This window comes from Parafrankia sp. EAN1pec (genome assembly GCF_000018005.1).
GTDB lineage: Bacteria > Actinomycetota > Actinomycetes > Frankiales > Frankiaceae > Parafrankia > Parafrankia soli.
The window spans coordinates 5,949,673-5,972,911 of the sequence record NC_009921.1 but is presented as its reverse complement, the minus strand read 5'-3'; the positions used below and the strand labels follow the sequence as shown (position 1 = coordinate 5,972,911).

The 23,239-nt window shown below is 71.8% G+C and carries 21 protein-coding genes and 2 pseudogenes; 8 read left to right on the top strand and 15 right to left on the bottom strand.

Annotated elements, in window-relative coordinates; genetic code table 11:
• Positions 1-51: 51 nt before the first annotated feature.
• Positions 52-921: a rhomboid family intramembrane serine protease gene (locus FRANEAN1_RS24340; RefSeq protein ID WP_020462458.1), complete on the bottom strand. Its 870-nt coding sequence runs from the start codon at positions 919-921 to the stop codon at positions 52-54.
• Between the two features lie 205 nt (positions 922-1,126).
• Here FRANEAN1_RS24340 and FRANEAN1_RS24335 point away from each other — a divergent pair, with 205 nt between their 5' ends.
• Positions 1,127-2,527: an MFS transporter gene (locus FRANEAN1_RS24335; RefSeq protein WP_347176741.1), complete on the top strand. Its 1,401-nt coding sequence runs from the start codon at positions 1,127-1,129 to the stop codon at positions 2,525-2,527.
• Positions 2,528-2,546: 19 nt separating this feature from the next.
• Here the strand turns inward: FRANEAN1_RS24335 and FRANEAN1_RS24330 are convergent, their stop codons facing one another.
• The 5 genes and pseudogenes from FRANEAN1_RS24330 to FRANEAN1_RS24315 form a co-directional block, all read right to left on the bottom strand.
• A complete protein-coding gene (locus FRANEAN1_RS24330) occupies positions 2,547-2,915 on the bottom strand; it encodes a hypothetical protein (protein ID WP_020462456.1) in 369 nt (122 codons plus the stop codon).
• 500 nt (positions 2,916-3,415) lie between these two features.
• Positions 3,416-3,721, bottom strand: a pseudogene (locus FRANEAN1_RS41485) (HNH endonuclease signature motif containing protein); the annotation flags it as partial.
• A gap of 84 nt (positions 3,722-3,805) precedes the next feature.
• On the bottom strand, positions 3,806-4,747 hold the full coding sequence (locus FRANEAN1_RS24325) for an LLM class F420-dependent oxidoreductase (RefSeq protein ID WP_041254728.1): 942 nt from the start codon (positions 4,745-4,747) through the stop codon (positions 3,806-3,808).
• A 481-nt stretch (positions 4,748-5,228) separates the two neighbouring features.
• Positions 5,229-5,573 (bottom strand): hypothetical protein, encoded by a 345-nt coding sequence (locus FRANEAN1_RS24320; protein WP_020462453.1) that lies wholly within the window; start codon positions 5,571-5,573, stop codon positions 5,229-5,231.
• A 526-nt stretch (positions 5,574-6,099) separates the two neighbouring features.
• Entirely contained in the window at positions 6,100-6,552 is a 453-nt protein-coding gene (locus tag FRANEAN1_RS24315) for a GNAT family N-acetyltransferase (RefSeq protein ID WP_020462452.1), read from the bottom strand.
• A gap of 380 nt (positions 6,553-6,932) precedes the next feature.
• Between FRANEAN1_RS24315 and FRANEAN1_RS24310 the strand changes: the two genes are divergently transcribed.
• Positions 6,933-7,721: a uridine kinase gene (locus FRANEAN1_RS24310; RefSeq protein WP_347176740.1), complete on the top strand. Its 789-nt coding sequence runs from the start codon at positions 6,933-6,935 to the stop codon at positions 7,719-7,721.
• 122 nt (positions 7,722-7,843) lie between these two features.
• Here FRANEAN1_RS24310 and FRANEAN1_RS24305 read toward each other — a convergent pair whose 3' ends face one another.
• The 4 genes from FRANEAN1_RS24305 to FRANEAN1_RS24290 all read right to left on the bottom strand — a co-directional run bounded on the left by FRANEAN1_RS24305 (position 7,844) and on the right by FRANEAN1_RS24290 (position 12,167).
• Positions 7,844-9,184 carry a bifunctional cobalt-precorrin-7 (C(5))-methyltransferase/cobalt-precorrin-6B (C(15))-methyltransferase gene (locus FRANEAN1_RS24305; RefSeq protein WP_020462450.1) on the bottom strand — a complete coding sequence of 447 codons (1,341 nt, stop codon included), beginning with the start codon at positions 9,182-9,184 and terminating at the stop codon, positions 7,844-7,846.
• A 65-nt stretch (positions 9,185-9,249) separates the two neighbouring features.
• Positions 9,250-10,593 (bottom strand): EAL domain-containing protein, encoded by a 1,344-nt coding sequence (locus tag FRANEAN1_RS24300; protein WP_020462449.1) that lies wholly within the window; start codon positions 10,591-10,593, stop codon positions 9,250-9,252.
• A 121-nt stretch (positions 10,594-10,714) separates the two neighbouring features.
• Complete coding sequence (locus FRANEAN1_RS24295; RefSeq protein WP_020462448.1) at positions 10,715-10,969, bottom strand: zf-TFIIB domain-containing protein; 255 nt, start codon at positions 10,967-10,969, stop codon at positions 10,715-10,717.
• Between the two features lie 64 nt (positions 10,970-11,033).
• Positions 11,034-12,167 (bottom strand): phosphotransferase, encoded by a 1,134-nt coding sequence (locus FRANEAN1_RS24290; protein ID WP_083788319.1) that lies wholly within the window; start codon positions 12,165-12,167, stop codon positions 11,034-11,036.
• Between the two features lie 142 nt (positions 12,168-12,309).
• Here FRANEAN1_RS24290 and pepN point away from each other — a divergent pair, with 142 nt between their 5' ends.
• On the top strand, positions 12,310-14,883 hold the full coding sequence (pepN, locus tag FRANEAN1_RS24285) for an aminopeptidase N (protein ID WP_020462446.1): 2,574 nt from the start codon (positions 12,310-12,312) through the stop codon (positions 14,881-14,883).
• On the opposite strand, the gene FRANEAN1_RS24280 is transcribed toward pepN, so the two are convergent.
• Entirely contained in the window at positions 14,870-15,691 is an 822-nt protein-coding gene (locus FRANEAN1_RS24280; RefSeq protein ID WP_020462445.1) for an enoyl-CoA hydratase/isomerase family protein, read from the bottom strand. The genes pepN and FRANEAN1_RS24280 overlap by 14 nt on opposite strands.
• A 470-nt stretch (positions 15,692-16,161) precedes the next feature.
• On the opposite strand from FRANEAN1_RS24280, the gene FRANEAN1_RS24275 reads away from it, so the two are divergent.
• Both FRANEAN1_RS24275 and FRANEAN1_RS24270 read left to right on the top strand, forming a co-directional pair.
• Positions 16,162-16,314: a hypothetical protein gene (locus tag FRANEAN1_RS24275; protein WP_157472779.1), complete on the top strand. Its 153-nt coding sequence runs from the start codon at positions 16,162-16,164 to the stop codon at positions 16,312-16,314.
• A 63-nt stretch (positions 16,315-16,377) separates the two neighbouring features.
• A complete protein-coding gene (locus FRANEAN1_RS24270) occupies positions 16,378-17,364 on the top strand; it encodes an aldo/keto reductase (RefSeq protein WP_020462444.1) in 987 nt (328 codons plus the stop codon).
• A 188-nt stretch (positions 17,365-17,552) separates the two neighbouring features.
• On the opposite strand, the pseudogene FRANEAN1_RS24265 reads toward FRANEAN1_RS24270, so the two are convergent.
• Positions 17,553-17,816, bottom strand: a pseudogene (locus tag FRANEAN1_RS24265) (nuclear transport factor 2 family protein); the annotation flags it as partial.
• A 39-nt stretch (positions 17,817-17,855) separates the two neighbouring features.
• Entirely contained in the window at positions 17,856-18,296 is a 441-nt protein-coding gene (locus FRANEAN1_RS24260) for a MarR family transcriptional regulator (protein WP_020462442.1), read from the bottom strand.
• 109 nt (positions 18,297-18,405) lie between these two features.
• Here FRANEAN1_RS24260 and FRANEAN1_RS24255 point away from each other — a divergent pair, with 109 nt between their 5' ends.
• Together FRANEAN1_RS24255 and FRANEAN1_RS24250 are read left to right on the top strand one after the other, a co-directional pair.
• Entirely contained in the window at positions 18,406-18,909 is a 504-nt protein-coding gene (locus FRANEAN1_RS24255; RefSeq protein WP_020462441.1) for a MarR family winged helix-turn-helix transcriptional regulator, read from the top strand.
• Between the two features lie 149 nt (positions 18,910-19,058).
• A complete protein-coding gene (locus tag FRANEAN1_RS24250; RefSeq protein WP_020462440.1) occupies positions 19,059-19,388 on the top strand; it encodes a hypothetical protein in 330 nt (109 codons plus the stop codon).
• A 203-nt stretch (positions 19,389-19,591) separates the two neighbouring features.
• Here FRANEAN1_RS24250 and FRANEAN1_RS24245 read toward each other — a convergent pair whose 3' ends face one another.
• Together FRANEAN1_RS24245 and FRANEAN1_RS24240 are read right to left on the bottom strand one after the other, a co-directional pair.
• A complete protein-coding gene (locus FRANEAN1_RS24245; RefSeq protein WP_020462439.1) occupies positions 19,592-20,401 on the bottom strand; it encodes a hypothetical protein in 810 nt (269 codons plus the stop codon).
• A gap of 20 nt (positions 20,402-20,421) precedes the next feature.
• Entirely contained in the window at positions 20,422-20,652 is a 231-nt protein-coding gene (locus FRANEAN1_RS24240) for a hypothetical protein (protein WP_020462438.1), read from the bottom strand.
• A gap of 151 nt (positions 20,653-20,803) precedes the next feature.
• Between FRANEAN1_RS24240 and FRANEAN1_RS24235 the strand changes: the two genes are divergently transcribed.
• Positions 20,804-23,101 carry a hypothetical protein gene (locus tag FRANEAN1_RS24235; RefSeq protein WP_157472778.1) on the top strand — a complete coding sequence of 766 codons (2,298 nt, stop codon included), beginning with the start codon at positions 20,804-20,806 and terminating at the stop codon, positions 23,099-23,101.
• Positions 23,102-23,239: the final 138 nt, after the last annotated feature.

Below are 23,239 nucleotides of genomic sequence, written 5' to 3'. Positions count from 1 at the left end.
CCCGCAGGTGGCCCGGACGGGCCCGCCCCTGTGGGGGCCCGCCCGCCGGGCTCAGCCGCGGTGACGGGGCCGCCGCTGCTGGCCGAATCCGGGTGGCTCACGCACCCAGCGATGCTGGACCGCCCGGCGCGGATCGGGCCCGGCCGCGCGCAGCCGTTGGACGAAGGGCGCGACCAGCACGGCCCCCACGACGAACCCGACCACGTGCGCGCCGTAGGCGACGCTCCCACCGTCGGCCACCCCGAAGCCGGTGAAGTACACGTACTGCAGCGCGAACCAGAACCCGAGCACGATCCACGCCGGCAGCCAGAACGGCAGAAAGAACAACACCGATACCAGCCCGATGACCCGGGCGCGGGGAAACACGACGAGGTACGCGCCGAGCACCCCGGCCACCGCCCCGGACGCGCCGATCAGCGTGTCGGTGGTGTTCCCCTCGAACGCGGCGAAGCCGTACGCCGCCGCGAAACCGCAGGTCAGATAGAAGAGCAGGTACAGCAGCCGGCCCATCCGATCCTCGATGTTGTTGCCGAACACCCCGAGGAACAGCATGTTGCCGAGCAGGTGCAGCCAGCTGCCGTGCAGGAACATCGCGCTGAGCACCGACAGGGCTGGCGACTTGTCGAACGTCGGCGGTGACTCCTGCAGGCAGCCCACCCGGCCCCGCGCGTCCACCGCGAGCCGGCCGGAGTTCGCCACCGACAGCTGCTCGTTCGACAGCAGCTCCTTCGGGATCGCACCCCATTCCTGGAAGAAGCGCTGCTGCTCGCACGCGTTCTGCGTCCGTGAGGTCTGTACCCCGGCAACCGAGCTGACCACCGGCGTGAAGAACACGAAGATCACGACGTTGGCGGCGATCAGCAGCCAGGTCACGACCGGCCTGCGCCGCAGCGGATTGATGTCGTGAATCGGAATGACCACATCGGACATCCTGCCGTAGCCGGTCAGACCGCCGTATCTGGCCGGGTCGCCGCAGCCGGGCAGGCCGCCCCCGGCCGGTCAGACGGCCACGAGCGGTGCGGCGCCGGCTGTCCACCGCGGCGCCGGCTGTCCACCGCGGTGGGATGCGGCGCTCCTCACCTCGGTCTCGCTATCGCCGGCCTTTGGCGGGGGGCAAGGTAGGGGCATGCCCGCCGCTGGCTCTGCCGACCTACCGGGAGGAGCCGCTTCCGGTGGCCCGGACACGGGGACCACGGCGGACGCCGCCGCCCCGCCCACCCGCACGGCCCCGGTTCAGCCCCCAGCCGGCCGGGCCCGGCGGCGCCCGTCGACCAGCCGCCGGGTGGGGTTCGTCCTCGCGACGTACGCCTTCGTCGTCACCATGCTCGGCACCACCCTGCCGACGCCGATCTACCCGCTCTACCGTGAGCGGTTCGGTTTCTCCCAGCTCATGGTCACCGTGGTCTTCGCGACCTACGCCGTCGGCGTGATCGCGGCCCTGCTGCTGTTCGGACGGCTCTCCGACCAGGTCGGCCGCCGCCATGCGCTGCTGCCCGGCCTGCTCGCCTCGGCCGCGAGCGCCGCGGTCTTCCTGCTGGCGGACAACGTCGGCGTCCTGCTCGTCGGTCGGGTGCTCTCCGGCCTGTCCGCGGGCGTGTTCACCGGGACGGCCACCGCGACGCTCCTCGACCTCGCGCCACCGCACCGGCGGGGACGCGCCACCCTGGTCGCCACCATCGCCAACATGGGCGGTCTGGGCTGTGGCCCGCTGCTGGCCGGCCTGCTCTCCCAGTACGCCCCCAACCCGCTGCGGCTGACCTTCGTGGTCGATCTGGCGCTGCTCGTCCCGGCCGCGGTCGGCATCTGGCTGATGCCCGAGACCGTCGAGGTGACGGGCCCGGCCCGGCTGCGCCCACAGCGCCCCCGGGTGCCACCGAGCGCCCGGTCGGTCTTCGTCGGCGTCGCGCTGGCTGCTTTCGCCGGATTCGCCGTCCTCGGCCTCTACACGGCCGTGGCACCCGCCTTCCTGGGCGCCGTGCTGGATCCGCCGAACCGGGCCATCACCGGACTGGTCGTCTTCGCGGTCTTCGCCTCCTCCGCCTGCGGCCAGGCCTCGCTCGACGTCGTCACCCGCCGGCTCGCCGCACCAGGACGTCCGCCCGAGCGCATCGGGCTCACCGTCGGCTGCGCCGGGCTGGTGCTGGGCATGGGCGTGCTCGCGCTGGGCCTGGCGACGTCGTCGGTCGCCGGCCTCGTGATCGGTGGCGTGATCTCCGGAGCGTCCCAGGGGATCGCCTTCCGGGCCGGCCTCGCCGCCGTGAACACAGCCTCCCCGGCCGACCGCCGCGCCGAGGCCGCCTCCGCCTTCTTCGTCGTCGCCTACGTGGCGCTCTCACTGCCGGTCGTCGGGGTCGGCCTGCTCGTCGAGCTGACGAGCCTGACCACCGCCGGCCTGGTGTTCGCCGCGATCGTGGCCGTCCTGGCGATCGTCGTCCTGGCCCTGTTGCGCACGGGCGCCGGCACTGCAGCTGCTGGTGGTGCCGCCGCTACCGACGGGGCGGTCCCGGTACCGGCGCGGGACCGGTAAAGGGCGGGCGGCGGCTCCGCTACCGCCCGATCGCGGCGTCGGCGGCGGCGATGTCCTTGTGGAAGCGCTTGTGTACCCGCAGCTTCTCGCCGGTCGCCTCCGTCGTCCCCCACAGACCGCTGACCGGCCCCAGAACGGTCTCGCGGGGCAGGCGCGCGAGCGGCGCGTCTCCCTTCGGCTTCGTCGGCACGAGCTTGCCGGCCCTGAGCACCAGAATGCTCTGGTCCGTCACGACCACGATGCGGTAGTCGATCCAGAAAATGATCAACATGGTGAGAAGGAAGAAGTACGGGGTCGGCCCGGTCTGCGCCTGTAAGACGTGCTGCACGGTCTCACCCGGGGCGAGATAGGGCTGGGCGCGCGCGGCGAGTTTGTCACGGAGAGTCATCGTCACTGGTCCTGACTGTTTGTCGAAAAGCAAATATCCGAGATGATCGGACTAGTCCGGGAACTCTAGCGCGGGGCGGTCTCCCCACTGCTCGGGGGCGGTACTGGAATCTTTTTCGCATCGCCGAAAACCCTCGTCTCGTATGTTCCCGCAGGTGGAGATGGTGGGCCGTCCTGCTCGCACCCGGGCACGCCACCGGACGAAGGCGGTGACGTCCCCGCCCGACAGTCCGAATGGCCGTCCGGTGTCGTGAAGTTGACAGGATCGCTGGAACGGCTGGTGATCGCCGGAACGGCCAAGATCTCGGAACCCTGCGCAACGCTCTGCCTCTGGCAGGACGAGCGCGCGAGGAGCGTGTCGGCGATCAGGTAGCCCGCGATTCGGTCGCCGCCGCGCTCACTTGCTGGAAGAGGCTCCCCACATGAGACACCCGCTTAGGAGTGCACCGCGCTCGACGGCGGAACCTCGTAGTCCGGTTCCGGTTCCGGGTGTGGCCGGGGTCAGAATGGTGGCTGTGTGTCGTGGGGAATGTTCCACCCCGAGGCGGTGTTGTCTGACGGTTCATCGCCATCCTCTCCCGCCGTGCCAGCCTTGTGTTGCGGTTCGATGTATGAATGTGGGTGGGTGACGAGCGTCGCCCCGAACGGACCCGCCCAGAGAAAGGTCCCTTCCTCGGGCTGTGTCAGCTGCCAACGGCCGGAGTGCTTCATGCGGTGATGCTTGCGGCATATCGGCCCGAGGTTCCGGGTGAGCGTCGGCCCGCCGCTCACATGCGCATGCGTGTGGTCGATGTCGGCGCGTCGCGACGTACGGGCGCAACCCGGGAAGACAGGGCCCCACCTCGCCGCTGCGGTTGTGGGAGGTGGCGACTGGTCGGCAGGTGCGGGAACTTAGTCCGCGGCGAGCGCGGACGCGAGGTCCATCGGGTTGGGGCCGCCGTTCACGATCGAGAGGACCGGGGTGGTCACCCCGTGTTCGACGTACCGTCGCAGGCCGGCCCGGCACTTCTCGACCGTCCCGTGCACGATCAGCTCGTCCACGACCTCGTCCGGGATCGCGGCCAGGGCGGCCTTGCGATCGCCGGCCGCCCACGCGCTCCACATGCCCTCCAGTGCCGCCTGGCGGCCGAGCCACAGGTGGAACTCCCGGTACACCGGCACCGTCAGGTAGGCGGCGATCATCTTCCTGAGTAGAGGGCGGGCGGCTGCCGGGTCGTCGTGCACGTACACGAAGATCCGGGCGACCACCTCGGCGTCAGAGTTGTGTTCACGCACGTGCGGCAGGACGGTGCCGCAGTCGGCCGGCGAAAGCCAGTTAAGGATCACTCCGTCCGCCTCGCGGCCGGCGAACTCGAGCATCCGAGGTCGCAGTGCGGCGACCATGATCTTCGGCGGGGCGGACGGTGCGACGCCGAGCCGGAAGCCGCGGACCGTGAAGGACGGGAACTCCTCGCTGATCTTCTCGCCGGCGAAGGCCCGGCGCAGGAACCGGACGGTGTCCAGCATCCGCTGGTACGGGCGGCTGAACGGGATGGAGTTCCAGTTCGAAACGATCACATCCGACGACGTGCCGAGTCCGAGGACGAACCGGCCCGGCGCGGCGGCGGCCATTGTCGCCGCGGTCTGGGCGAGCAGCGCCGGGCCGCGGGTGTAGGCCGACACGATCGCGCTGCCGAGCCGCAGCCGTGGTTCGCCGGCGGCGAGCGCCAGCGGGACGATCCCGTCCGTCGTGGTTGCCTCGGACGACCAGACGTCGGTGTAGCCGGCGTCCGCCAGTCGCCCGCACAGTGCGGGCAGGTCCGTCAGGGGCGCATCGGCCAGCGGAATCGTCATCCCCCAGCGGCCAGTTCCGGACGAGGCCGGATCCTGGCCGGTGACGGTCCCGGCTGGGGCGGGGCTGGCGCCTTGTCCGCCGGAGGGCGTCCTGCCCGCGCGGTCGCTTTCGTCGCTCTGATCGCTCGTTGTCCGAGTCACCGGCGGAGTATCCCGCAAAACATTTGCATCTGACCCGGACAGCCGTCGTATCCGGCCGTCATCCGCCGCGATCTACCCCGGCGCCTTCGAGTCGCGTCCCCGCGTACCGGCGGATACAGGATGTCGACCATTCCTGGCAGGTGGTGCTACATCCCGTGACGGGGGCGGCGCAGTACCCGACGTGCAGCGTGTCCGTCACCGCGGCCCCGCCTGGCCCAGGCGGCGATCCAGCTCGGCGCCCAGGGCCGCGCGGGCGGATAGGAGTCCTGGTGGCGCATGTGGCTGGAACAGTGCTCCGTGGCTCCTGCCACCATCGCACGGGATACGGGTACGTGCATCTTCAGCAGCCCCTGTAGGTGCGTTCCGGGTCAAATAGGTTGAAGTCGCGGGGATCTGGGCCCAGAATATCTTCTGGCCCTTCGTCGAGGCCGCCCGGAAACCCCACGGAAAGAAAAACGATGACACCTTCGAACGACCGGGAAAAGCGCAGTCGTGCCCCGAAGTAAACACGTTGACCGGGATTGATCTCGTCGGCGTGCTCCAGCTTCCAGCCCGCCGCGGGCACGGCGCGGCGGTAGAAGTCCGCTACCTCATCGACCGTGCCCGCGGAGTACGGGCGCGAGGCATACGGGATGTTGGTGCTGTCGGTGCAGCCGTAGCTGACGCCCTGATCATGAAGCGCCACGCCGGCGGGACGCAGCTCGAACTCGGCAAGATCTCAGCCTCGCGGCGAGGCTCCTGTCCTGGGCTGTGCATTCCCCCTCCGGCCAGCGATCGAGCAGCATTGAGCAGCCAGCCGTCAAAAGTATGCTCATCAGGGCGCAGAAACCAACTAGGGTCGGCGTTGCTCGATCGACACCTCTGTTCGTCACGAGCATGAGCATATGTGGTAGCCGTTTTCGGACAGACGGGGCTCGGGTGACTCTGCAATAGTCTCTCGCCGATGTCTGAACGTGGCCGGCGCGAGGCTACCATTTTGACCGCGTCCACGGTGGTTGTGTGCTGCGCCGGGAAGTGCAGGCGCCTGCTGGCTCCATCTGACGGAACCGTAACCGGACAGTTGGAGAGGGGGCCACGCCCGCGACGCTACTGCGCCCCAAGTCTTCGGATCATGAAACTACCTATGCCATGTGCGTCAGCGGTCCACCCGGGTGATCCTCTGGAAGATCCAAAGTTGCGTGCGTCGGGGGAGTGGTGTGGATCTCGCGGCGTTATGTTGCGGGGCGGAGCGGGACGGCGAAGTGGTGTGCGGTGATGGTCATGCCGGTGTTGAGGTACAGCCGGTGCGCGTCGGCCCGGTCGAGTCCGACGCCGGAGTCCAGGTGTACCTGCGCGCACTCGAGCCGTCGCGCCTCGTCGAGGAGCCAGTCGAGTAGACGTCTGGCGTATCCCTGCCGTCGGGCGCTCGCGATCGTGGAAAGGTCGTCGACGTAGAGGAATCGGCCGGCGGACAGGGAGTGGTGGACTCGGAAGCCGGCGACGGCCAGCGCACTCGGCTGGCCCCGCTCGAACACGCCGACCAGCTGGTAGCCCTCCAGGCGTTGCACCTCGTCGACGATGCGGACGAAGTCGGCCGTGCCCACCAGCGTGGGCCGTAGCTGGGAAAGTGCGGGGAACGCTGAGGCTGTCGCCGGCGGCAGGATTTCACGGATCTGGCTGGTCACGTGGAAGGACGTTAATGCGGGAGGTCGGTGCCTGGGTGCCGGATTGTGGTAGTTCCTGCGCCAGTCGGAAATCGGCCAGTCAGGAACTCACGCACCCCTGGGACAAGATAGTCAACGATGTTGACGGCCCCTCGTTCGCTGTCGATCTTTCGGGTCGAAAAGGGGGCCCGGCTGTTCCACTGCTGAAACCTCCGTTGCCACCCCTGCGCATTCGCCCGGCCGGCAGGCCCTGCATCGCAGCGCGGCCGCGGCTCGGCGGATGCGCAGGGATTCCATCCGCCCCGCGTTCGGTGGATCCGTACGTCCTCGGCCGTAGCGCGGCGATCGTGATCTCCGGTGGGGTGCTGCTACTGTCACGTCGAATGATCGTCGATCCTCGTGTGGGTTCGACTCGCAACTGCGTCGTGCGTGCGCTCGTCGAGCTGATGGTGGGCACATGCCCGGACCGAGTGCTGCGTGTCGCGATCGACGGTCCGGACGCGGCCGGCAAGACGACGCTGGCCGACGATCTTGCCGGCACCCTCGCTGACCGAGGTCGGCCTGTCATCCGGGCCAGCGTCGATGGCTTCCACCAGCCTCGGCTCATACGCCGTGGGTCGCTGTCCCCGGATGGCTACTTCTTCGACGCATTCGACTACACCGCGCTACGGCATCTTCTGCTCGACCCGTTAAGCCCGGACGGCGATCGGCGCTACCGCGCAGCCGCGTTCGACCATCTCCGCGATGCCCCGCTTGACAGCCCCACCCACGAGGCGGTGAGCGATGCGGTGCTCATCGTCGACGGTGTCTTCCTCCTCCGGGACGAGCTGCGCGATTATTGGGATCTCAGCGTGTTCCTCCAGATCAGCCCTGCCGAATCGCTGCGCCGTGCGATGCGCCGCGACGTCGCCCTGTTCGGTTCACCCGACGTGGTCCGCGAACGCTACGAGGCGCGCTACCTGCCCGGCCAGGCGCTTTACCAGGCTTCCGCCGCGCCCGGGGAACGCGCCGACGTGCTGATCGACCTGGCTGCCGGACGGCCGGCTGCTGATCGTCTCGTCCGCGGCCGGGCTGCTGCTGCGGCGGGAGCCTGCGGACCGTCGAGCTGGACCGTGGCTGCTTCGCCTGCGCGCTCGGCGGTCCCGACGGGACGGAGCTGTTCATGGTGGCCGCCGAATGGCAGGGCATGACCGAAGCCGAGACGGTCTCCCCGGGCTCCGGGCAGGTGCTCGTCACCCAGGTCGACGTGCCAGGGGCGGGCTGGCCGTGACACAGCTCGCCGTGCGTCCGCGGGCCCTACGGACATGGAGCCCTACTGATCGTGGGGACGGGTCGCCGCCCACTGGGTGACAGGCATCATCGGGCGCCAGCCGGCGAAGCCGCCGACGGGTGACGCACGGCTCACCGCCAGCCGGATGAGATCCCCGCCGTGCCGGGCGTGCCACTTCGCCAGGATGACCTCGGATTCGATGGTGACCGCGTTGGCGACCAGACGGCCGCCGGGGCGTAGCGCCTCCCAGCTGCGGGTGATCGTGCCCGGCGCGGTCAGCCCGCCGCCGATGAACACCGCGTCGGGGACGCCGGTCTCGTCGGCCAGGTCGTCGAGGGCGGCGGGGGCGGTCGCCGCGACGACCCGCAGTGCCGGCACGCCGAGCGCCTCGGCGTTTCGGCCGATCATGCGGACGCGGTCGGCGTGGGGCTCGACGGCGACGGCCCGGCAGGCAGGGTGGGCCCGCATCCACTCGATGGAGATGCTGCCGCAGCCGGCACCGACGTCCCACAGCAGCTCGCCGGGGGCCGGCGCCAGCCGGGCGAGGGTGACGGCGCGGATCTCCCGCTTGGTGAGCTGGCCGTCGTGCTCGAAGACGTCGTCGGGCAGCCCCGGGATTCGGGGGAGGTGGCGGGTCTCCGGCCCGGCGGTCAGCTCCAGCGCGACCAGGTTGAGGTCGGCGGTGGAGTCGGGGCCGGCGCCCGAGCCGTCGGCCGAGGTCGCGGCGCCCTCGTCGACGCGCGCCTCGGAGCGGGCGCCGCCGAGGACGCTTGCCCGGGTGTCCCGGCGGCGTTCCGCCGGGCCGCCCAGGTGCTCGAAGATCGTGACCGTGCTCCCGCCGAAGCCGCGGTCGGTGAGCAGCCGGCACAGTTGCGCGGGCGTCCGGCGGTCCGCGCTCAGGACGAGCAGCCGCCGGCCGGCGGTGAGCGCCGGGTGCACCGCGGCCAGGGGACGGGCGACCAGGCTGACGATCTCGGTCGTGTCCAGCGCCCAGCCCAGGCGGGCGCAGGCGAGGGAGACCGATGACGGATGGGGGAGCACCCGGACGCGGGCGGCGCCCAGCTCCCGGACGAGGGTTGTTCCCAGGCCGAAGAACATCGGGTCGCCGCTGGCCAGCGCGCAGACCCGCGCGCCGGCGTGCGTGTCGACCAGCTTCGCCAGTGCGGGCACCAGTGGCGATGGCCAGCGCACCCGGCGGCCGCGGACCGCGGCGGGGAGCAGGTCGAGCTGCCGTTCGGAGCCCATGATGACCTCGGCTCGTGACAGTTCGTCGCGGGCGGCCCGGGTGAGGCCGTCCCAGCCGTCGTCGCCGATGCCGACGACGGTGACCACCGGGCCGCCGGCCTCCTGGTGGGTGACGTCTGTGTTCCCGGGGTCAGCCATGAGATCGACCTGCCACGGACCGCACGGTAGCGGAGCCGGCGGTGACGTGTGCCCTCTGGCGTGGTCTACCCCGGTGGCCACGCGTTCCGGTAGCCAGCAAGCTCACGTTGTGTGAGCGTTCGGGTACCCGTCGGTGTCGGGATGGTCCGCGTGCCGCTCGTCCCAGGCGGTGGGCCGGACGCGAGCATGCCCGGGCGGGCCAGCAGGAAGCCCTGGACCTGATGGACCCCGGCCTCGCCGAGGACCTCCAGCTCCCTGGACGTCTCCACGCCCTCGGCGAGCACGGTCGCGCCGATGTCCTCCGCGAAACACACGAGCGCGGTGGCCAGCGCCCGGCAGGCCGGGGCGTCCTCCGCGATCTTCCGGATGATGCTCTGGTCTATCTTGATGATGTCCGGCCTGATCTGTAGCAGCTGGTGCAGGCCCGCGTAGCCGGCGCCCACGTCGTCGAGCGCGGCGCGTACCCCGCGGCTGCGCAGGGCGTCGAGCGCGAGCATGACCGTCGGGTAGTCGTCGATGCGGCTGTGTTCGGTCACCTCGATGATCACCCGCTCCGGCGGGATGGTGGCGAGCAGGTCGATCAGCTCGCCCGACACGATGGCGGCCGGTGACGCGTTCACGGACAGCGGCAGTCCGGCGGGCAGCCATGGCAGCGCCGCGAGCGCGTTGCGGATCGCCGCGACCTCCAGCTCGACTCCCAGCCCGACGGACGCCGCGTCGGCGAACCACCGCTGCGGGGACGACTCGTCCGAGCCGGCGGTGCCGGTGCCGGGGCAGCGGGAGAGGGCCTCCACACCGGCGATGTCGAGCGTCGCCCGGTCGTAGATCGGCTGGAAGACCATCGCCGGCCCGCCGTCGTCGATCAGCCGGCTGATCCGGCGCCAGACGCGGTCCCGCTCGCGCCAGTCGCCACGGTGGTCGGAGACGCAGTTCGACAGCGCGCCGGCGATCAGGGCCAGGAACGACGCGTCGCGGTCGCGCAGCGCCGGGTCCGGGTTGTGGCTCATGCACGCCAGCGAGCCGTACACGGAGCCGTCGGGCAGCAGCACCGGGGCCACGACATAGCTGCCGATGCCGACCCGGCGGGCCAGCGCCGGGTCCGCGGTGCGCCCGTCCTGCCCGGCGTAGCGGACGACCTGCGGCAGACGTCCCTCGAGCGCGGCCCGCGTCCGCTCGTAGTCGGCGGTCGTGCCCACGGTGATGCCGAACGACTCGATGTCGCCGTCATAGTGCTCGACGACCAGGACGTCGGCCACCCGGCGGGTGATGACGGCCAGCTCCATCCCGAGCCGGTGCCGGGCGACCGACATCAGCCCGGCCACGACCGCGCCGCACTGCTCGGTGTGGAGCGGGTCGACCGTCGGCGAGCCGGCGGACAGGTCGCACGGATACCGGGCCGTCGCGGGCATTGCTGCCTCCCTGGGCCGCCTTACGGGAGTCCCTGGAGGCGGTACCCGCTGGTGGCGGGAGGTAGTCGTCCGCGTTCAGCCGCCGGCCGTCGTGGGGAGACCGTCAGTAGGGGGGAGACCGTCAGGAGGAGAACAACATCCGGGTGAGGCGGCCGTGGCCGTGGCCATGCGAGCCCCAGGCCGGCGGGGCGTAGTGGCCGCCGGGCGCCATCGGCGGAGGCGGCGGCGCCGGCTGCGCCCACTGCGACTCCAGGCGGGTGAGCGCCTCGAGCTCGCCGTAGTCGAGGAAGATCCCGCGGCAGTTGTCGCACTGCTCGATCTGGACGCCGTTGCGGTTGTAGGTCCGCATGGCTCCGTGACACTTCGGACACACCATGGTCTGGTAACTCACGGCAGCAGCGTACCGGGCGGGTCGCGTCGGTCCGTACTGTTCGCGGCTGTCAGTGTCCCGACCACATCCGGCGGGCGCAGGCCACGAAGGCGGCGGCGCCCTCGTCGAACGGGGTGCCGTCGGCGGCGAGGTCGGTGACGGCACCGGCCGCGTACTGCACGGCCACCGCCCGCGCCGGGCCGTCCAGGGCCTCCCACGGATCGCCGTCGGGGCCGGCCGCCGGGCCGCCGGCCTCCCGGTAGGCGCCGAGGAAGGTTCCCCAGACCTCGGCGGGCAGGATGCCCGCGGCGAACCAGGCCGCCGGACGGGCCAGATCCCAGGCGGGATCCCCCCAGCCCAGGTCGTCGACGTCCACGATGCGCCATCCGGCGTCCGCGGCGCTGGCCGGAGCGGAGGCCACCCGGACGACCTGGCCGAGATGCCAGTCGCCGTGGATGAGGGCCGGCGCCGTACCCGGGCGGGCCGGCGTCCGCCCGAGCCAGGACGGCAGCGTCGGGTAGGCCCGCCGGACGTCGTCCGCCAGCCGTTCGATCCCGCGCACCGACCCGCCCGAGGCGGCGCCAGTCGTCCCGGTGGCCGCAGCGTTCCCGGCAGCGCCGGTGGCCCCGGACGCCGCGGCGCTCCGGGCAACACCGGCGTCGGCGGAGGTCCCGGCAGTCCGGGTGGCGCGGGCCACGGCGGCTTCCATGCGGTCCAGCGAGCGCCGCAGGCGGGTACAGACGCCGGCCGCCGGGACGTGCGCCGGGGCGAGCGCGGTCAGGTCCGTGGCGTGCAGGCGGGCGAGCAGCGCGGCGGCCGCCGTCCATGGCGCGTCCTCGACGCGGGCCTCCACCTCGTCGACGCGCAGCGCCCTCCCGGCCGGCCAGGCGCTGACGAGACGGCCGCCGACCGGGGCGAGCAGGCCGCCGTGGCCGCCCCGGATGCGCAGGGGAGACAGCAGTATGTCGCCGAGCCGTGGATCAGCGGCCAGCCGCAGCCGCGCGAGCAGCGGCTGGAGCTCCTCCTCGGCCATGTGCGTCTTGACGACGAGATCACCGTGCCGGACGACCAGCCGGCCCTTGCGGTCGGTGAGCACCTCGCCTCCGGGGCGGGTGAGCTCGTCGAGCGTGACCTGGGCGGGGGACGTCCCGCGCGGAGGCCGGTGCCCGGGGGCGTCGTCGCGCTGGGCGGCGCTGCTCGTCATTGGTCCGATTTTGCCGGTGTGGTCCTGAGCGGTGCGGCCCTGGGCCGGTTCCGGGCCGGTTCTGGACGGGACGGGTGCGGTCGAGGGCGCGCGCGGAACCCGACAGGCGCGGTGGGGCGGGCCGGGCACTACCGTCGGGCAGATGCAACCGCTGAGCCAAGCCGAGGCCGTGGCCCGAGCCGCGCTCGTCCAGGTCCACTCGTACCACGTCGACCTGGACCTGACCGGGACCTCGTCCGGCCCGCGGTTCACCTCGACCACCACGGTCTCGTTCTCGTGCCGGCAACCCGGCGCGGCCACGTTCGCCGAGCTCAAGGCGATCGGGGTCGAGCTTGCCCGGCTCAATGGGCGCGACCTCGGCCCGGGTGCCGTCGCCGGGGGCCGGCTCGCGCTGCCCGACCTGCTCGCCGACAACACCCTCGAGGTGCGGGCGACCATGGAGTGCACGAACACCGGCGAGGGGCTGCACCGGTTCACCGACGCCGAGGACGGCGAGGTCTACCTCTACGCGCAGTCCTTCCTCGACGACGCCGCGCGGATCTTCGCCTGCTTCGACCAGCCCGACCTCAAGGCGCCGCTGAGCCTGACGGTGACCTCCCCGCCGTCCTGGGAGGTGCGGGGGAACGGCGCCGGCACCCGGGTCGGCCCGGGGCGCTGGGAGTTCGCGCCCACCGCCCCGCTGTCTACCTATGTGGTCTCTCTCGTCGCCGGGCCGTACCAGGTGTGGAGCACGACCCACGACGGGGTGGCGCTGGGGCTGGTGTGCCGGCGGTCGCTCGCGCCGTACCTGGACGCCCAGGCGGCCGAGATCTTCGAGATCACCACCGGCTGCCTCGACCACTACCACGAGCTTTTCGGCATCCGGTACCCGTTCGGGAAGTACGACCAGGCGTTCGTGCCCGAGTTCAACATGGGCGCGATGGAGAACCCGGGCCTGGTCGTCTTCCGCGACGAACTGGTGTTCCGCTCCGCGGTCACCGAGGCCGAGCGCGAGCGGCGCGCCGTCGTGATCGCCCACGAGATGGCGCACATGTGGTTCGGCGACCTCGTGACCATGCGCTGGTGGGACGACCTGTGGCTCAACGAGTCGTTCGCCGAGTACCTGGGCACCCGGGTGACAGCCGCGGCGACCCGCTTCACCGACGCCTGGACGAGCTTCGCGGTGGGCCGCAAGAGCTGGGGCTACGCGGCCGACCAGCGGCCGTCCACCCACCCGGTGGCCCCCGACGACGTCGCCGACACCGCACGGGCGCTGCTCAACTTCGACGGGATCTCCTACGCGAAGGGCGCCTCCGCGCTGCGTCAGCTCGTCGAATGGGTGGGCGACGACGCGTTCCTGGCCGGGCTGCGGGCCTACTTCACCGCGCACGCCTTCGGCAACGCCACCCTGGACGACCTGCTGACGACGCTGGCGCGGGCCAGCGGGAAGGACCTCACGGCGTGGTCCGCGGCGTGGCTGCGCCGCGCGCAGGTCGACACGCTGCGTCCCGAAGTGATCCTCGACGACAGCGGTGCCTACGTCTCCGTCGAGATCACGCGGACCGCCCCGGCGGACCATCCCGCCGAGCGACCGCACCGTGTCGGCGTCGGCGTGTACGACAGTGACCCGGACAACGCCCCGGACGGCGCTCCCGGCCCGGTGACGCTCGTGCGACGTGTCCTCGTCGATCTTCCGCCGTCGCCGGCCGGCGGGCGCACGCCGGTGCCCGAGCTCGCCGGCACCCGTCCCGGCCGGCTGCTGCTGCTCAACGACGGGGACCTCACGTACGCCAAGATCAGATTCGTCGCGGGGGAGCTGCCCGGCCTCGGCGCCGTCCTGGCTGAGCTGGGCGACCCGCTCGCCCGCGCTGTCGTGTGGGCGGCCGTCGCGGACGCCACCCGGGACGCCGAATGGCCCGCGGCAGACTACCTGGCGCTCGCCGCGCGGGCGCTGCCCGCCGAACGCTCGGTCGCCGTCTTCGAGGACGCGCTGCGCTTCGCCGCCGCGACCGTCGTCGACGTCTTCCTGCCCGAACGGGACCAACCCGCCGCCCGCGCCGCGCTCGCCGGCGCCTGCCGCCGCGTCATCGCGGGTGCCGCCGGGACGTCCGGCCTGCTGCTGGCGGCGGCCCGCGGCCTGGTGCGGTGCGCGGGGACGTCCGAGGTGGACGAGCTGCGCGGCTGGCTCACCGGCCGTGGCGTCCCCGACGGCCTCGTCGTCGACCCGGACCTGCGCTGGCTGGTGCTCGACCGGCTGGTCGTCCTGGACGCCGCCGGGGAGGCCGAGATCGCCGCCGAGCTGGACCGCGACCGCAGCACCCGGGCCGCCGAGCATGCCGCGCGGAGCAGGGCGGCGATCGGCGAGCCGGCGGCCAAGGCCCGGGCGTGGCAGGCCGTCACCGAGGACCGCGCCACCTCGGTACGGCTGGTGGCGGCCACGGCCCAGGGCTTCTGGCGACCGGAGCAGGCCGAGCTCACCGCCGGCTACGTCGACCGGTACTTCGCCGACATGCCCACACTGGCTTCGGCCCGCTCCCCGCATGCCGTCCGGCAGGTGGCCGCCGCCGCCTTCCCCCGTTACGCGGTCGAGGCCTGGACGCTTGCCGCGGCTCAGGAGATGTTGAGCCGCGGCGACGTCGGCCAGGTGCTCTCCCGCGTGGTCGTCGACGCCGCCGACGACCTGCGCCGGGCCCTCGCCGCCCGCGAGCTGCACCTGCGGGTGATCAGCGCCCCGTGAAGCCGGGGGTCCGCCGCTCGGCGAACGCTGCCCGTGCCTCGGCGTAATCCTCGGTGGACTGCACGATCGCCATGTGCGAGGCGATCATGTCGAGGCTGGCGCGCAGGTCCATGGTCTGCGACTGGTAGACGGTCTTCTTGATCATGGCGGCGGAGATGGGGGACATGCCCGCGAGCCGCCCGGCGAACGCGTAGGTCGCGTCGAGGAGCTCGTCGTCCTCATAGACCCGGTTCACCATGCCGATCCGCTCGGCCTCGACGCCGTCCACCGTGTCGCCGGTCAGCAGCAGTTCCAGCGCCTTGGCCGGCCCGACCAGGCGGGGAAGCAGGTAGCACCCGCCATCGCCGGGAACCAGGCCGATCTTGATGTAGCCCTCGGCCAGCCGCGCCGAGCGCCCCGCGAACCGCAGGTCGCACATCAGCGCCATGTCGAGCCCGGCGCCGACGGCCACCCCGCTGATCGCCGCGATGAGCGGCTTCTCCAGGTCGAGGACGGCGCGGGCCACCTTGTGGACGCCCTCGGTGAGCATCCGCCGGCGCGCGATCGGTGTGGGCTCGATGCCGCCCAGCACCGCCAGGTCGATCCCCGAGCAGAAGGCGCCGCCGGCGCCGGTCACGACGACGACCCGTACCCGGGGGTCGGCGGCCGCGGACCGCAGCGCCTCCGCCCAACGGTCGATCATGGTCAGGGTGAACGCGTTCTTCACCTGCGGCCGGTTGAGGGTGATCGTCGCGATGGCGCCGTCCACCGTGTAGATCAGCTCGTCGGCGTCAGGGCGGGCCGGGCTGGCTGTGTTCTCGTCGCTCATCTGGTCGTCCTACCAGTCCAGCCCCGCCGGAGGCGCTGGTGTGTGCGCGAGGTGTCGGGATCGGATCTGGTTGGCGAGTCGCCGTCGTAGTTGGCGAGTAGACGGCGAGCCGCCGGGACAGTTGGCGAGTCCGGGCGTCGAGGTCCCGGTCGCCAGGGGTTCTGGCGCTGCTGTCGCCAGTGGAGGTTGGAGGGCTTCGGGGCGGGGCGCCGATCGGCTGGCTGGGGGAACTCGCGAGCTTCGAACCCTGAAGTCGTCATTTTAAGTAGCGGGTTGGTCGCCTTGCTCTGTGGGTCGTGGGGGTGTGGTCCGCGGTGTGGCCGGTGAAGTGCCGCGGGGATTTCGTGGATCCGGCGCCATGGCGACGGTCATCGACTATGCGTCCCCTGTCTGCTCACCGGGCTTGACGGCGCAAATCCGCTCACGCTTGACGCGATCGCGACTTGGGCATCTGTCTGACCGTCCACAGCTTGGTCATCCAACCCACCGACGCACAAGCGCTGGGCATGCCCGCCGATCGCTTCGACGAGAAGCAGATCCGACCTACCCATGCGCTGGTTCAGCGGCTGCTCGCGCTCGACCCCGCGCTACCAGGGCCGGTGATGGCGTTCACGCCCGGTTGACATCGAGCGCGCTCCAACACCTAGCGTCGTGGGCAGACGGTTCCGAGCCCAGGAGACAGCAGCATGACCGACGTCCCCACCCGGCACCTAGGCGAACTGGCGGTTTCCGCGCAGGGCCTGGGGTGCATGGGCATGAGCCACGGCTACGGCGCCGCGGACGACGCGCAGTCGATCGCGACGCTGCACCACGCCCTCGCCCTCGGGGTGACCTTCCTGGACACCTCCGACTTCTACGGCGACGGGCACAACGAGGAGCTGATCGGACGGGCCATCGCCGGGCGCCGCGACGAGGTGGTGCTGGCCACGAAGTTCGGCTTCGCCAACCGCTTGGGCGAGCCCACCCGGATCCGCGGCGACGCCGCCTACGTGCGGCAGGCGTGCGAGGCGTCGCTGCGCCGGCTCGGGGTCGACCATATCGACCTCTACTACCAGCACCGGGTCGATCCGCAGGTGCCGATCGAGGAGACCGTCGGCGCCATGGCCGAGCTGGTGCGGGCCGGGAAGGTCCGCCACCTCGGGCTGTCCGAGGCCGGCGTGCGAACCATCCGGCGGGCGCACGCGGTGCACCCGATCGCCGCGCTGCAGAGCGAGTGGTCGCTGTGGACCCGCGACCTGGAGGCGGAGATCGTGCCGGTCTGCCGCGATCTTGGTATCGGCCTGGTCCCGTTCTCCCCGCTGGGGCGCGGCTTCCTGACCGGTCGGTACAGCTCGGTCGAGGGGCTGGCGGAGACCGACGTGCGGCGCGGCCAGCCGCGTTTCGCCGACGGCAACCTCGAACGGAACCTGGCGATCGTCGCGAAGCTGAACGAGCTGGCTGCGGCGAAGGGAGTCACCGCCGGCCAGCTCGCCCTGGCCTGGGTGCAGCACCGGGGCGACGACGTGGTGCCGATCCCCGGCACTCGGCGGCAGCGGTACCTGGAGGAGAACCTCGCGGCCCTGGCCGTCGAGCTGTCCACCGAGGACCTCGCCGCCATCGAGGCCGCCGCTCCGCCCGAGCAGGTCGCGGGCACCCGCTACGACGCGACCAGCCTCACCTTCGTCAACGGCTGAGCCCGCCGCGGGGCTTCGTCCCCGGACCGGTTCCGGCGGCTCCCGCCCAGTGAGCTGGTCCTGAGTGGTCGTTATTGAGCTGTTGCAGTTCTTCCTGCCGCACGGTCGGTTGCCGCGGGACCGGGCGGAGCCGCATGACGACGCGGTCGCCTGCCCCCCCGGCGTGTCCTCGGCCTCCCGGAGAGAGATCAGTTCTCGCGTGTCCAGGCGGGCGTGATCCACTGCTCGCGGAATCGCCAGCCCGTCGGCGTCCGCACCACGGTGCCGACCAGTCGCAGGCCGCTTGCCAGGTGGGGTGCTTGGCCGTCGCGGTAGAAGTACACGAGCGAGTTCGCCGAGGCAGCCGCCTGGTCGCCGTCGACGTTCACCAGCAGATCAGTGGTCACGTGCTGGGCGTGCTCCTCCTCGATCCCGGCCTGTCGCATATAGCCGACGACCTTGTCGAAGCCGCGGAGTTCGCCCCCTCGCGGCGAGTTCCGGGAAAGAAGGGTTCAGGCGCCGGCCAGCACCGCGTTGGCCCTGTCCAGGACGATGCCCAGGACGCGGCCCGCGGTGGCCAGGTCCTCAGCCGGCAGGTCGCCCCACAGTCCCTGGGTGATCGGGCCGATGGCGGTGCGGACCTCCGTCCACCGCGCCTGCCCCTCGTCGGTGACCTGGACGCGGCCGTCGCCGCCGTCGCGCAGGAACCCCGCGGCGGTCAGCTCGGTGATGCGTTCGGCCGCCGACGCCTGGCTGAACTGTGTGGCACCGCTGACCCGGCGGATGAGCTCGGCGCGGTCGATGGTCCCGCCGCTGACCACGGTCAGCGTGAGGGTCACCCACTGGGGCTCGGTGATGCCGGTCCCGGCGAGCTGCCGGTTCAGGATCGCGTTGAGTGCCTTCTCGGTCTGGCCGACGAGCGCGGTACCGAAGGTCTGAGCGGTGGTCGCCACGATGATCTCCAAATCTGTTCGTTGAGTTAACGTTCAGTTGACTAACGTTTATGTCATGAACGAACTTACATCGTTAGTCCGACTAACGCAACCGGGTAGGATCGGCGTCATGACCAGCAGAGCCGATGCCGCGGACATGCCGTACGACGGCGAGGCGAAGACGCCGGACAGACTGCGCCGACGGGCCAGTCGCCTGCTGTCACAGATGTCCGCGCAGTCGGATCGGCTGATGAACGAGGGGCTGGCCCAGGTCGACGCCCGCAAGTGGCACTACGCCGTGCTCGCCTCGTTGCAGGAGTACGGCCCGGGCAGCCAGGCGACGCTGAGCCGACGCACCGGCATCTACCGCAGCGACATGGTCGGCGTCCTCAACGAACTGGCCGAGCGCGGCCTCGTTGAGCGGGCGCCGGATCCCGACGACCGCCGCCGTAACGTCATCACGATCACCGCCCAGGGCCGCCGGCACCTCCGCCGCCTCGACAAGGTCCTGGACGACCTCCACGAAGAGCTGCTCGCCCCGCTGACCCCCACCGAAGGCGACCAGTTCGTGCAACTGCTCACCCGCCTGCTGGACCACCACACGCAGCAGGCACCCCACCCCCCGATCCCCTGACCCGGCATCATGCAGTGGGCGGCGACTCGGGCGAAGGCCGGCGAAAATGTCCCGCGAGCTCGACGCCCCTCGGTCAGGGGCCTTGATGCTGACTCCCGCAAAATGATCAACACCGCGGCCCGTTCCTGCCGTATTCCGGTGGCACCTCCATGGAAACCGTCCTGGACGACCTGCCGCTCGTCGTCCGGAAGATCCAGCGGTCGGTGCCGAGCAATGTCACCGCCGACCAGCCAACCGTCTGGACGCCGGAGTTCTTCGACGTCGCCGACACCGAGGCCGAGGCCCTAGCCGCTCAACTGAGCGAAGCTCTGGATGCGCCCGGATGGTATGTGGACCTGCACACCGCCCAGGACAGCTTCATCGTGTTCCCCGGTCGTCGCGCGCTACCGACGGGGAGACTCGCAGGGGCGTGCCGAGGCCCAGGACTACGGCCGCGCCCACGGCATTCCCGACTCACAACTCGACTGGCCAACCTGTGACCCTCCAACCAGCGAGAAACTCGCCCAGGACCTTCGACCTGCGCTCCGAGGTCCAGCGAGCCCGACGCAGGCAGAAGCACGGGACAAGTCGCCATGTCGCGTGACCCCAGACCCCAGGGGCGTTCGGGCTCGCCAACAAGGCCATCTGGGCAGTTCGGACTCGCCGACTAGATCCGATCCCTACACGAGGCCCTCCGCAGGCGTCAGTGCGGACGTTCCCACCAGTGGTGGCGGCTGTGCCGGCCGCCACCGGCGCTCGCGGGCTCGCGGGTTCCGGCGGGCTCGCTGGTTCCGGCGGGCTCGCGGGTTCCGGCGGGCGGGGTGTCCGCGCGGCGGGGCTCGTCCGGGTAGACCGACGCCTCGTCGAGGCCCGGCCCGGCGGCAGCCCGGCCGGCGGCCGCCTGGTCCGCGGCGGCCTGATCCCTGACGGCCTGGTCCGATGCGGGCGCGGCCGGTTGGAGCTGGCGGCGGTGGCCGCGGGCGTGCCGGCTCGGTTCGGGATGCCCGAGGCGCCGCCGCCGCGCCGTGGCGACGTCACGGACGCCGACCACGCTGAGCCGGCCGAGCGCGCTCGCGCCGAGGAAGAGCATCGCCGCGCCCAGCCCGTAGAAGAAACTGATCATGATGAGCGCCTGGAGCCCCTTGCCCCCGAGCGGGACGCCCATCGCCGCCGGGTTCCAGATCTGTGACAGCGGTGGCCCGACGACGAACCACACCCCGGCGACCGTCGCCAGCGTGGCGCCGAGCGCGGCCATCGCCCGGTTCTGGCTGAATATCAGGATCAGCCCGCCCACGACCGCGACGATGCCGGGCAGGACGGACAGCCAGAAGCGGTTGGCCGTCCACTCCCACGTCTGCGTCGTGAAGCCGAAGTCGAAATAGGGCCCGACGAACGGGATGAGGGCCCCCCAGATGCCGAGCGCCACGAGCAGGAACCCGCTGAGGGCACCCTTCGTCCGCGGGACGTGCCACATGTCGCGACCACGTGGCCGATCGATCACTGCCGTGTCCATGCCTTCTCCCTCCCCGTCCGTTACCGCGGTCCGCGGGTGGTCGCCGAGCGGGTCGTGCTGACGTGGGACATCACGCCCGCGGGCCACAGAGCCAGGGCCGCGAGCACGGCCACCGTCGTGGCCACGGCGAGCAGCACCCAGGCGTTGAGGATCATCCCGACCAGCGCGAGCACCAGTCCGACGACGACGACCCCCGTGAGCGCCCACACAAGGACGGGGCGCTCACGGGGCGGGTTCGAGTGCATGGTCATCGGACACCTCGGTTCCTCGGCCGGCCGCGGGCCTCCCCCATGGGCCGTCGGTGCCGAGATACCCCGTCTCCACGCATTCCAGCGGCCCGGACGTGGGATGACCTCGATTTCGTCAACTGTTCGACTACTGCCGTCGGTAATCTGGCGTCCCATGGGTTGGCTGTGGGGAGCCTCGCCGGCCCGGTTCGGGGCGGCCCGGTTCCGGCCTGCCCGGCTCTGGGCGGCCCGGCTCTGGACGGCACGGGGCTGGGTGGTTCGGGTCCGGCCCGGCTGGTCCCGTCTCGCCCGTTTTGTTGGGATCCGGCGGCGTGGCGTCGGGGGTGTGGTCTGCCTGGTCGCGGTGGTGTCGGCGGTTTTCGTCCCGGCGGGCGTCGCGCTGCTGACTGTGCACGAGACAGCCCAGCAGGCCCGTTTCTACCGCGGCGCGCTGGACGAGGCGCGGGTGCACGAGCGGATCAGCGACGAGGTCCTGACCGACCCGGTGCTCACGGACGTGACCGGTGACCTGCTCGCCGACCTGCCCGTCGACCCGGACCTGATGGTCGACAACCTGCAGCTCGTCGTCCCGCCGTCGGCGCTGCGCGGGATGACCGACGGCGTCGCCGACAACGTCGCCGCCTACCTCGACGGCAGTCGCGCCGAGTTCGTCCTCGCCGTCGATCTGCGGCCGATCCTCGACAACATCGGGCGGCTCGCGTCCGTTTACCTCGCCGGGCAGGTGTCGGGCGCGCCGCGGTACCGCACCGAGGACGTCGCCGCCGCCCTGCGCGACGTCCTCGACGGTGTGGACCGGGTCAGCCAGGGCCGCCCGCCCGCCTCCGTGCCCGAGATCGATCTCACCGACGATCAGGTCGCCTGGGCGACCGACCTGCTGGTGAGCCGGGTGGACGGGGCCGACCGGCCGGTCGCGCGGGAACAGGTGCTGGTCGCGCTGCGCTCCGGTGATCTCGGCGCCGCGCTGGCGGTCGTCGGCCCGCTGATCTTCGCCGGGGACGTGTCCGCCGTCGCCGACCTGCGGTCGCGCCTGGCCGGTGGCACCGTCCTCGACCTCGGCCGCCCGCTCGCGGACGCGCCCGGCGGCCCGGCCGGCTTCGTGCTCCGCACGATCCACACGATCGGCGGCACGGGCATGCTCGCCCTCGCCGCGCTCTGCTTCGCCCTGCCCGCCGGCGCGCTCGGTCTCGCCGTCCGGCGGCGCGGACCGTCGGTGCGGCTGGTGGGCGCCGCGCTCGTCGCGGGCGGGCTGTCCGCGCTGGCTGCGGGGGTCCTCGTGACCGGCCTGGTCGGCGACCCGCTCGCGCCGCTGCGCGGGCCGGACTCGCCCCTTCCCCCGGCGGGGCGGGTCCTCGCCGGAGACGTCGGCCGCGTGCTGGTCGCCAACGTGCGCGCGACCTGGAGCGAGATCGCGGCGATACCGCTCCTGGCCGGGCTCCTCCTCGGCACCGTGACGGTTGTGGTGCGCCGGCTGTCGCGCGCCGAGTGGCGCGTGCGGCGCCTGGTGGCGGTGGGCACGACCTGCTCGGTGTTCGTCGCCGTGTCCTGGGTGCTGATCCCCGGCGAGGCGGGCACCGGCACCGCGTTCTGCAACGGCGGGGCGGACCTGTGCAACCGGCGCTACTCCGACGTGGTCTACCCGACGACCCACAACGGGATGGCGTCCGTGCAGGCCGGGTTCCTCGGCGCGGTGCAGGACCCCGACCTGGTGGGCCAGCTCGACAGCGGCATCCGCGCCCTGATGCTCGACGTCCACCACTGGACGACACCCGCGGAGGTCGAGTCGTTCCTGGCCGAGCTGCGCCCGCGGGCCCGCGAGGCGCTCGCCCCGTTCGCCACCGGTGCCCGTTCGAGCCGCCCCGGGCTCTGGCTCTGCCACGGCATCTGCCAGCTCGGCGCGACCCGCCTGGACGACGCGCTGGCCGGCGTCGCGGGCTGGCTGGCGCGCAACCCGGCCGAGGTCATCACCATCATCGTCCAGGACGGCGTCGCACCCGAACCGATCATGGCCGCGTTCCGGGCGGCGGCCCTCGGTCAGTACCTGGTCCGCCCGCCCGCGCCGGGCCGGCCGTGGCCGACCCTCGGCCAGCTGATCGACCGTGGCCGGCGCCTGGTCGTCTTCGCCGAGAACGGGGACGTGCCCGGCACCTGGTACCGCAACTTCTACCGCTCCAACGCGGACACCCCGTTCGACGTCCGGATCCCCGGGGGCTTCAGCTGCCGGATCGGCCGCGGGGCCAGCCGGCCCACCATGCTCCTCATCAACCACTGGCTCACCGACCACGCCGCCACCCGCGCCGACGCGGCGCTGGTGAACACCAGCTCGTCGCTGACGGCGCACGCCGAGCAGTGCGCCGCCCGCGGGCTGCGCCCGACCTTCCTCGCGGTCAACTTCGCGACGGTCGGTGATCTTGTCTCCACCGTCGCCGCCTACAACCGGCATTCGCCCGACTGATCACTCAGGTGCTCCCGGTAATCTGAATGTCGCTGTATGTGACGGGAAGATTTCCTGCCGGGTCGGGACGGAGGCGACATCGAACCCCCCGCCGCGCCGGCCGGACCGTCTAAGCCCGCCGCCGGCTGGGGAGGAACG

Excerpts from the sequence above, each read along its gene's own strand:
- FRANEAN1_RS24280 (WP_020462445.1), bottom strand. The coding sequence starts at position 15,691 with ATGAGCGACGAGAACACAGCCAGCCCGGCCCGCCCTGACGCCGACGAG.
- FRANEAN1_RS24300 (WP_020462449.1), bottom strand. The coding sequence starts at position 10,593 with ATGCCCGCGACGGCCCGGTATCCGTGCGACCTGTCCGCCGGCTCGCCG.
- FRANEAN1_RS24325 (WP_041254728.1), bottom strand. The coding sequence starts at position 4,747 with ATGACGATTCCGCTGGCCGATGCGCCCCTGACGGACCTGCCCGCACTG.
- FRANEAN1_RS24240 (WP_020462438.1), bottom strand. The coding sequence starts at position 20,652 with ATGACCATGCACTCGAACCCGCCCCGTGAGCGCCCCGTCCTTGTGTGG.
- FRANEAN1_RS24330 (WP_020462456.1), bottom strand. The coding sequence starts at position 2,915 with ATGACTCTCCGTGACAAACTCGCCGCGCGCGCCCAGCCCTATCTCGCC.
- FRANEAN1_RS24250 (WP_020462440.1), top strand. The coding sequence starts at position 19,059 with ATGGAAACCGTCCTGGACGACCTGCCGCTCGTCGTCCGGAAGATCCAG.
- FRANEAN1_RS24290 (WP_083788319.1), bottom strand. The coding sequence starts at position 12,167 with ATGACGAGCAGCGCCGCCCAGCGCGACGACGCCCCCGGGCACCGGCCT.
- pepN (WP_020462446.1), top strand. The coding sequence starts at position 12,310 with ATGCAACCGCTGAGCCAAGCCGAGGCCGTGGCCCGAGCCGCGCTCGTC.
- FRANEAN1_RS24335 (WP_347176741.1), top strand. The coding sequence starts at position 1,127 with ATGCCCGCCGCTGGCTCTGCCGACCTACCGGGAGGAGCCGCTTCCGGT.
- FRANEAN1_RS24305 (WP_020462450.1), bottom strand. The coding sequence starts at position 9,184 with ATGGCTGACCCCGGGAACACAGACGTCACCCACCAGGAGGCCGGCGGC.
- FRANEAN1_RS24255 (WP_020462441.1), top strand. The coding sequence starts at position 18,406 with ATGACCAGCAGAGCCGATGCCGCGGACATGCCGTACGACGGCGAGGCG.
- FRANEAN1_RS24245 (WP_020462439.1), bottom strand. The coding sequence starts at position 20,401 with ATGGACACGGCAGTGATCGATCGGCCACGTGGTCGCGACATGTGGCAC.
- FRANEAN1_RS24295 (WP_020462448.1), bottom strand. The coding sequence starts at position 10,969 with ATGGTGTGTCCGAAGTGTCACGGAGCCATGCGGACCTACAACCGCAAC.
- FRANEAN1_RS24235 (WP_157472778.1), top strand. The coding sequence starts at position 20,804 with ATGGGTTGGCTGTGGGGAGCCTCGCCGGCCCGGTTCGGGGCGGCCCGG.
- FRANEAN1_RS24270 (WP_020462444.1), top strand. The coding sequence starts at position 16,378 with ATGACCGACGTCCCCACCCGGCACCTAGGCGAACTGGCGGTTTCCGCG.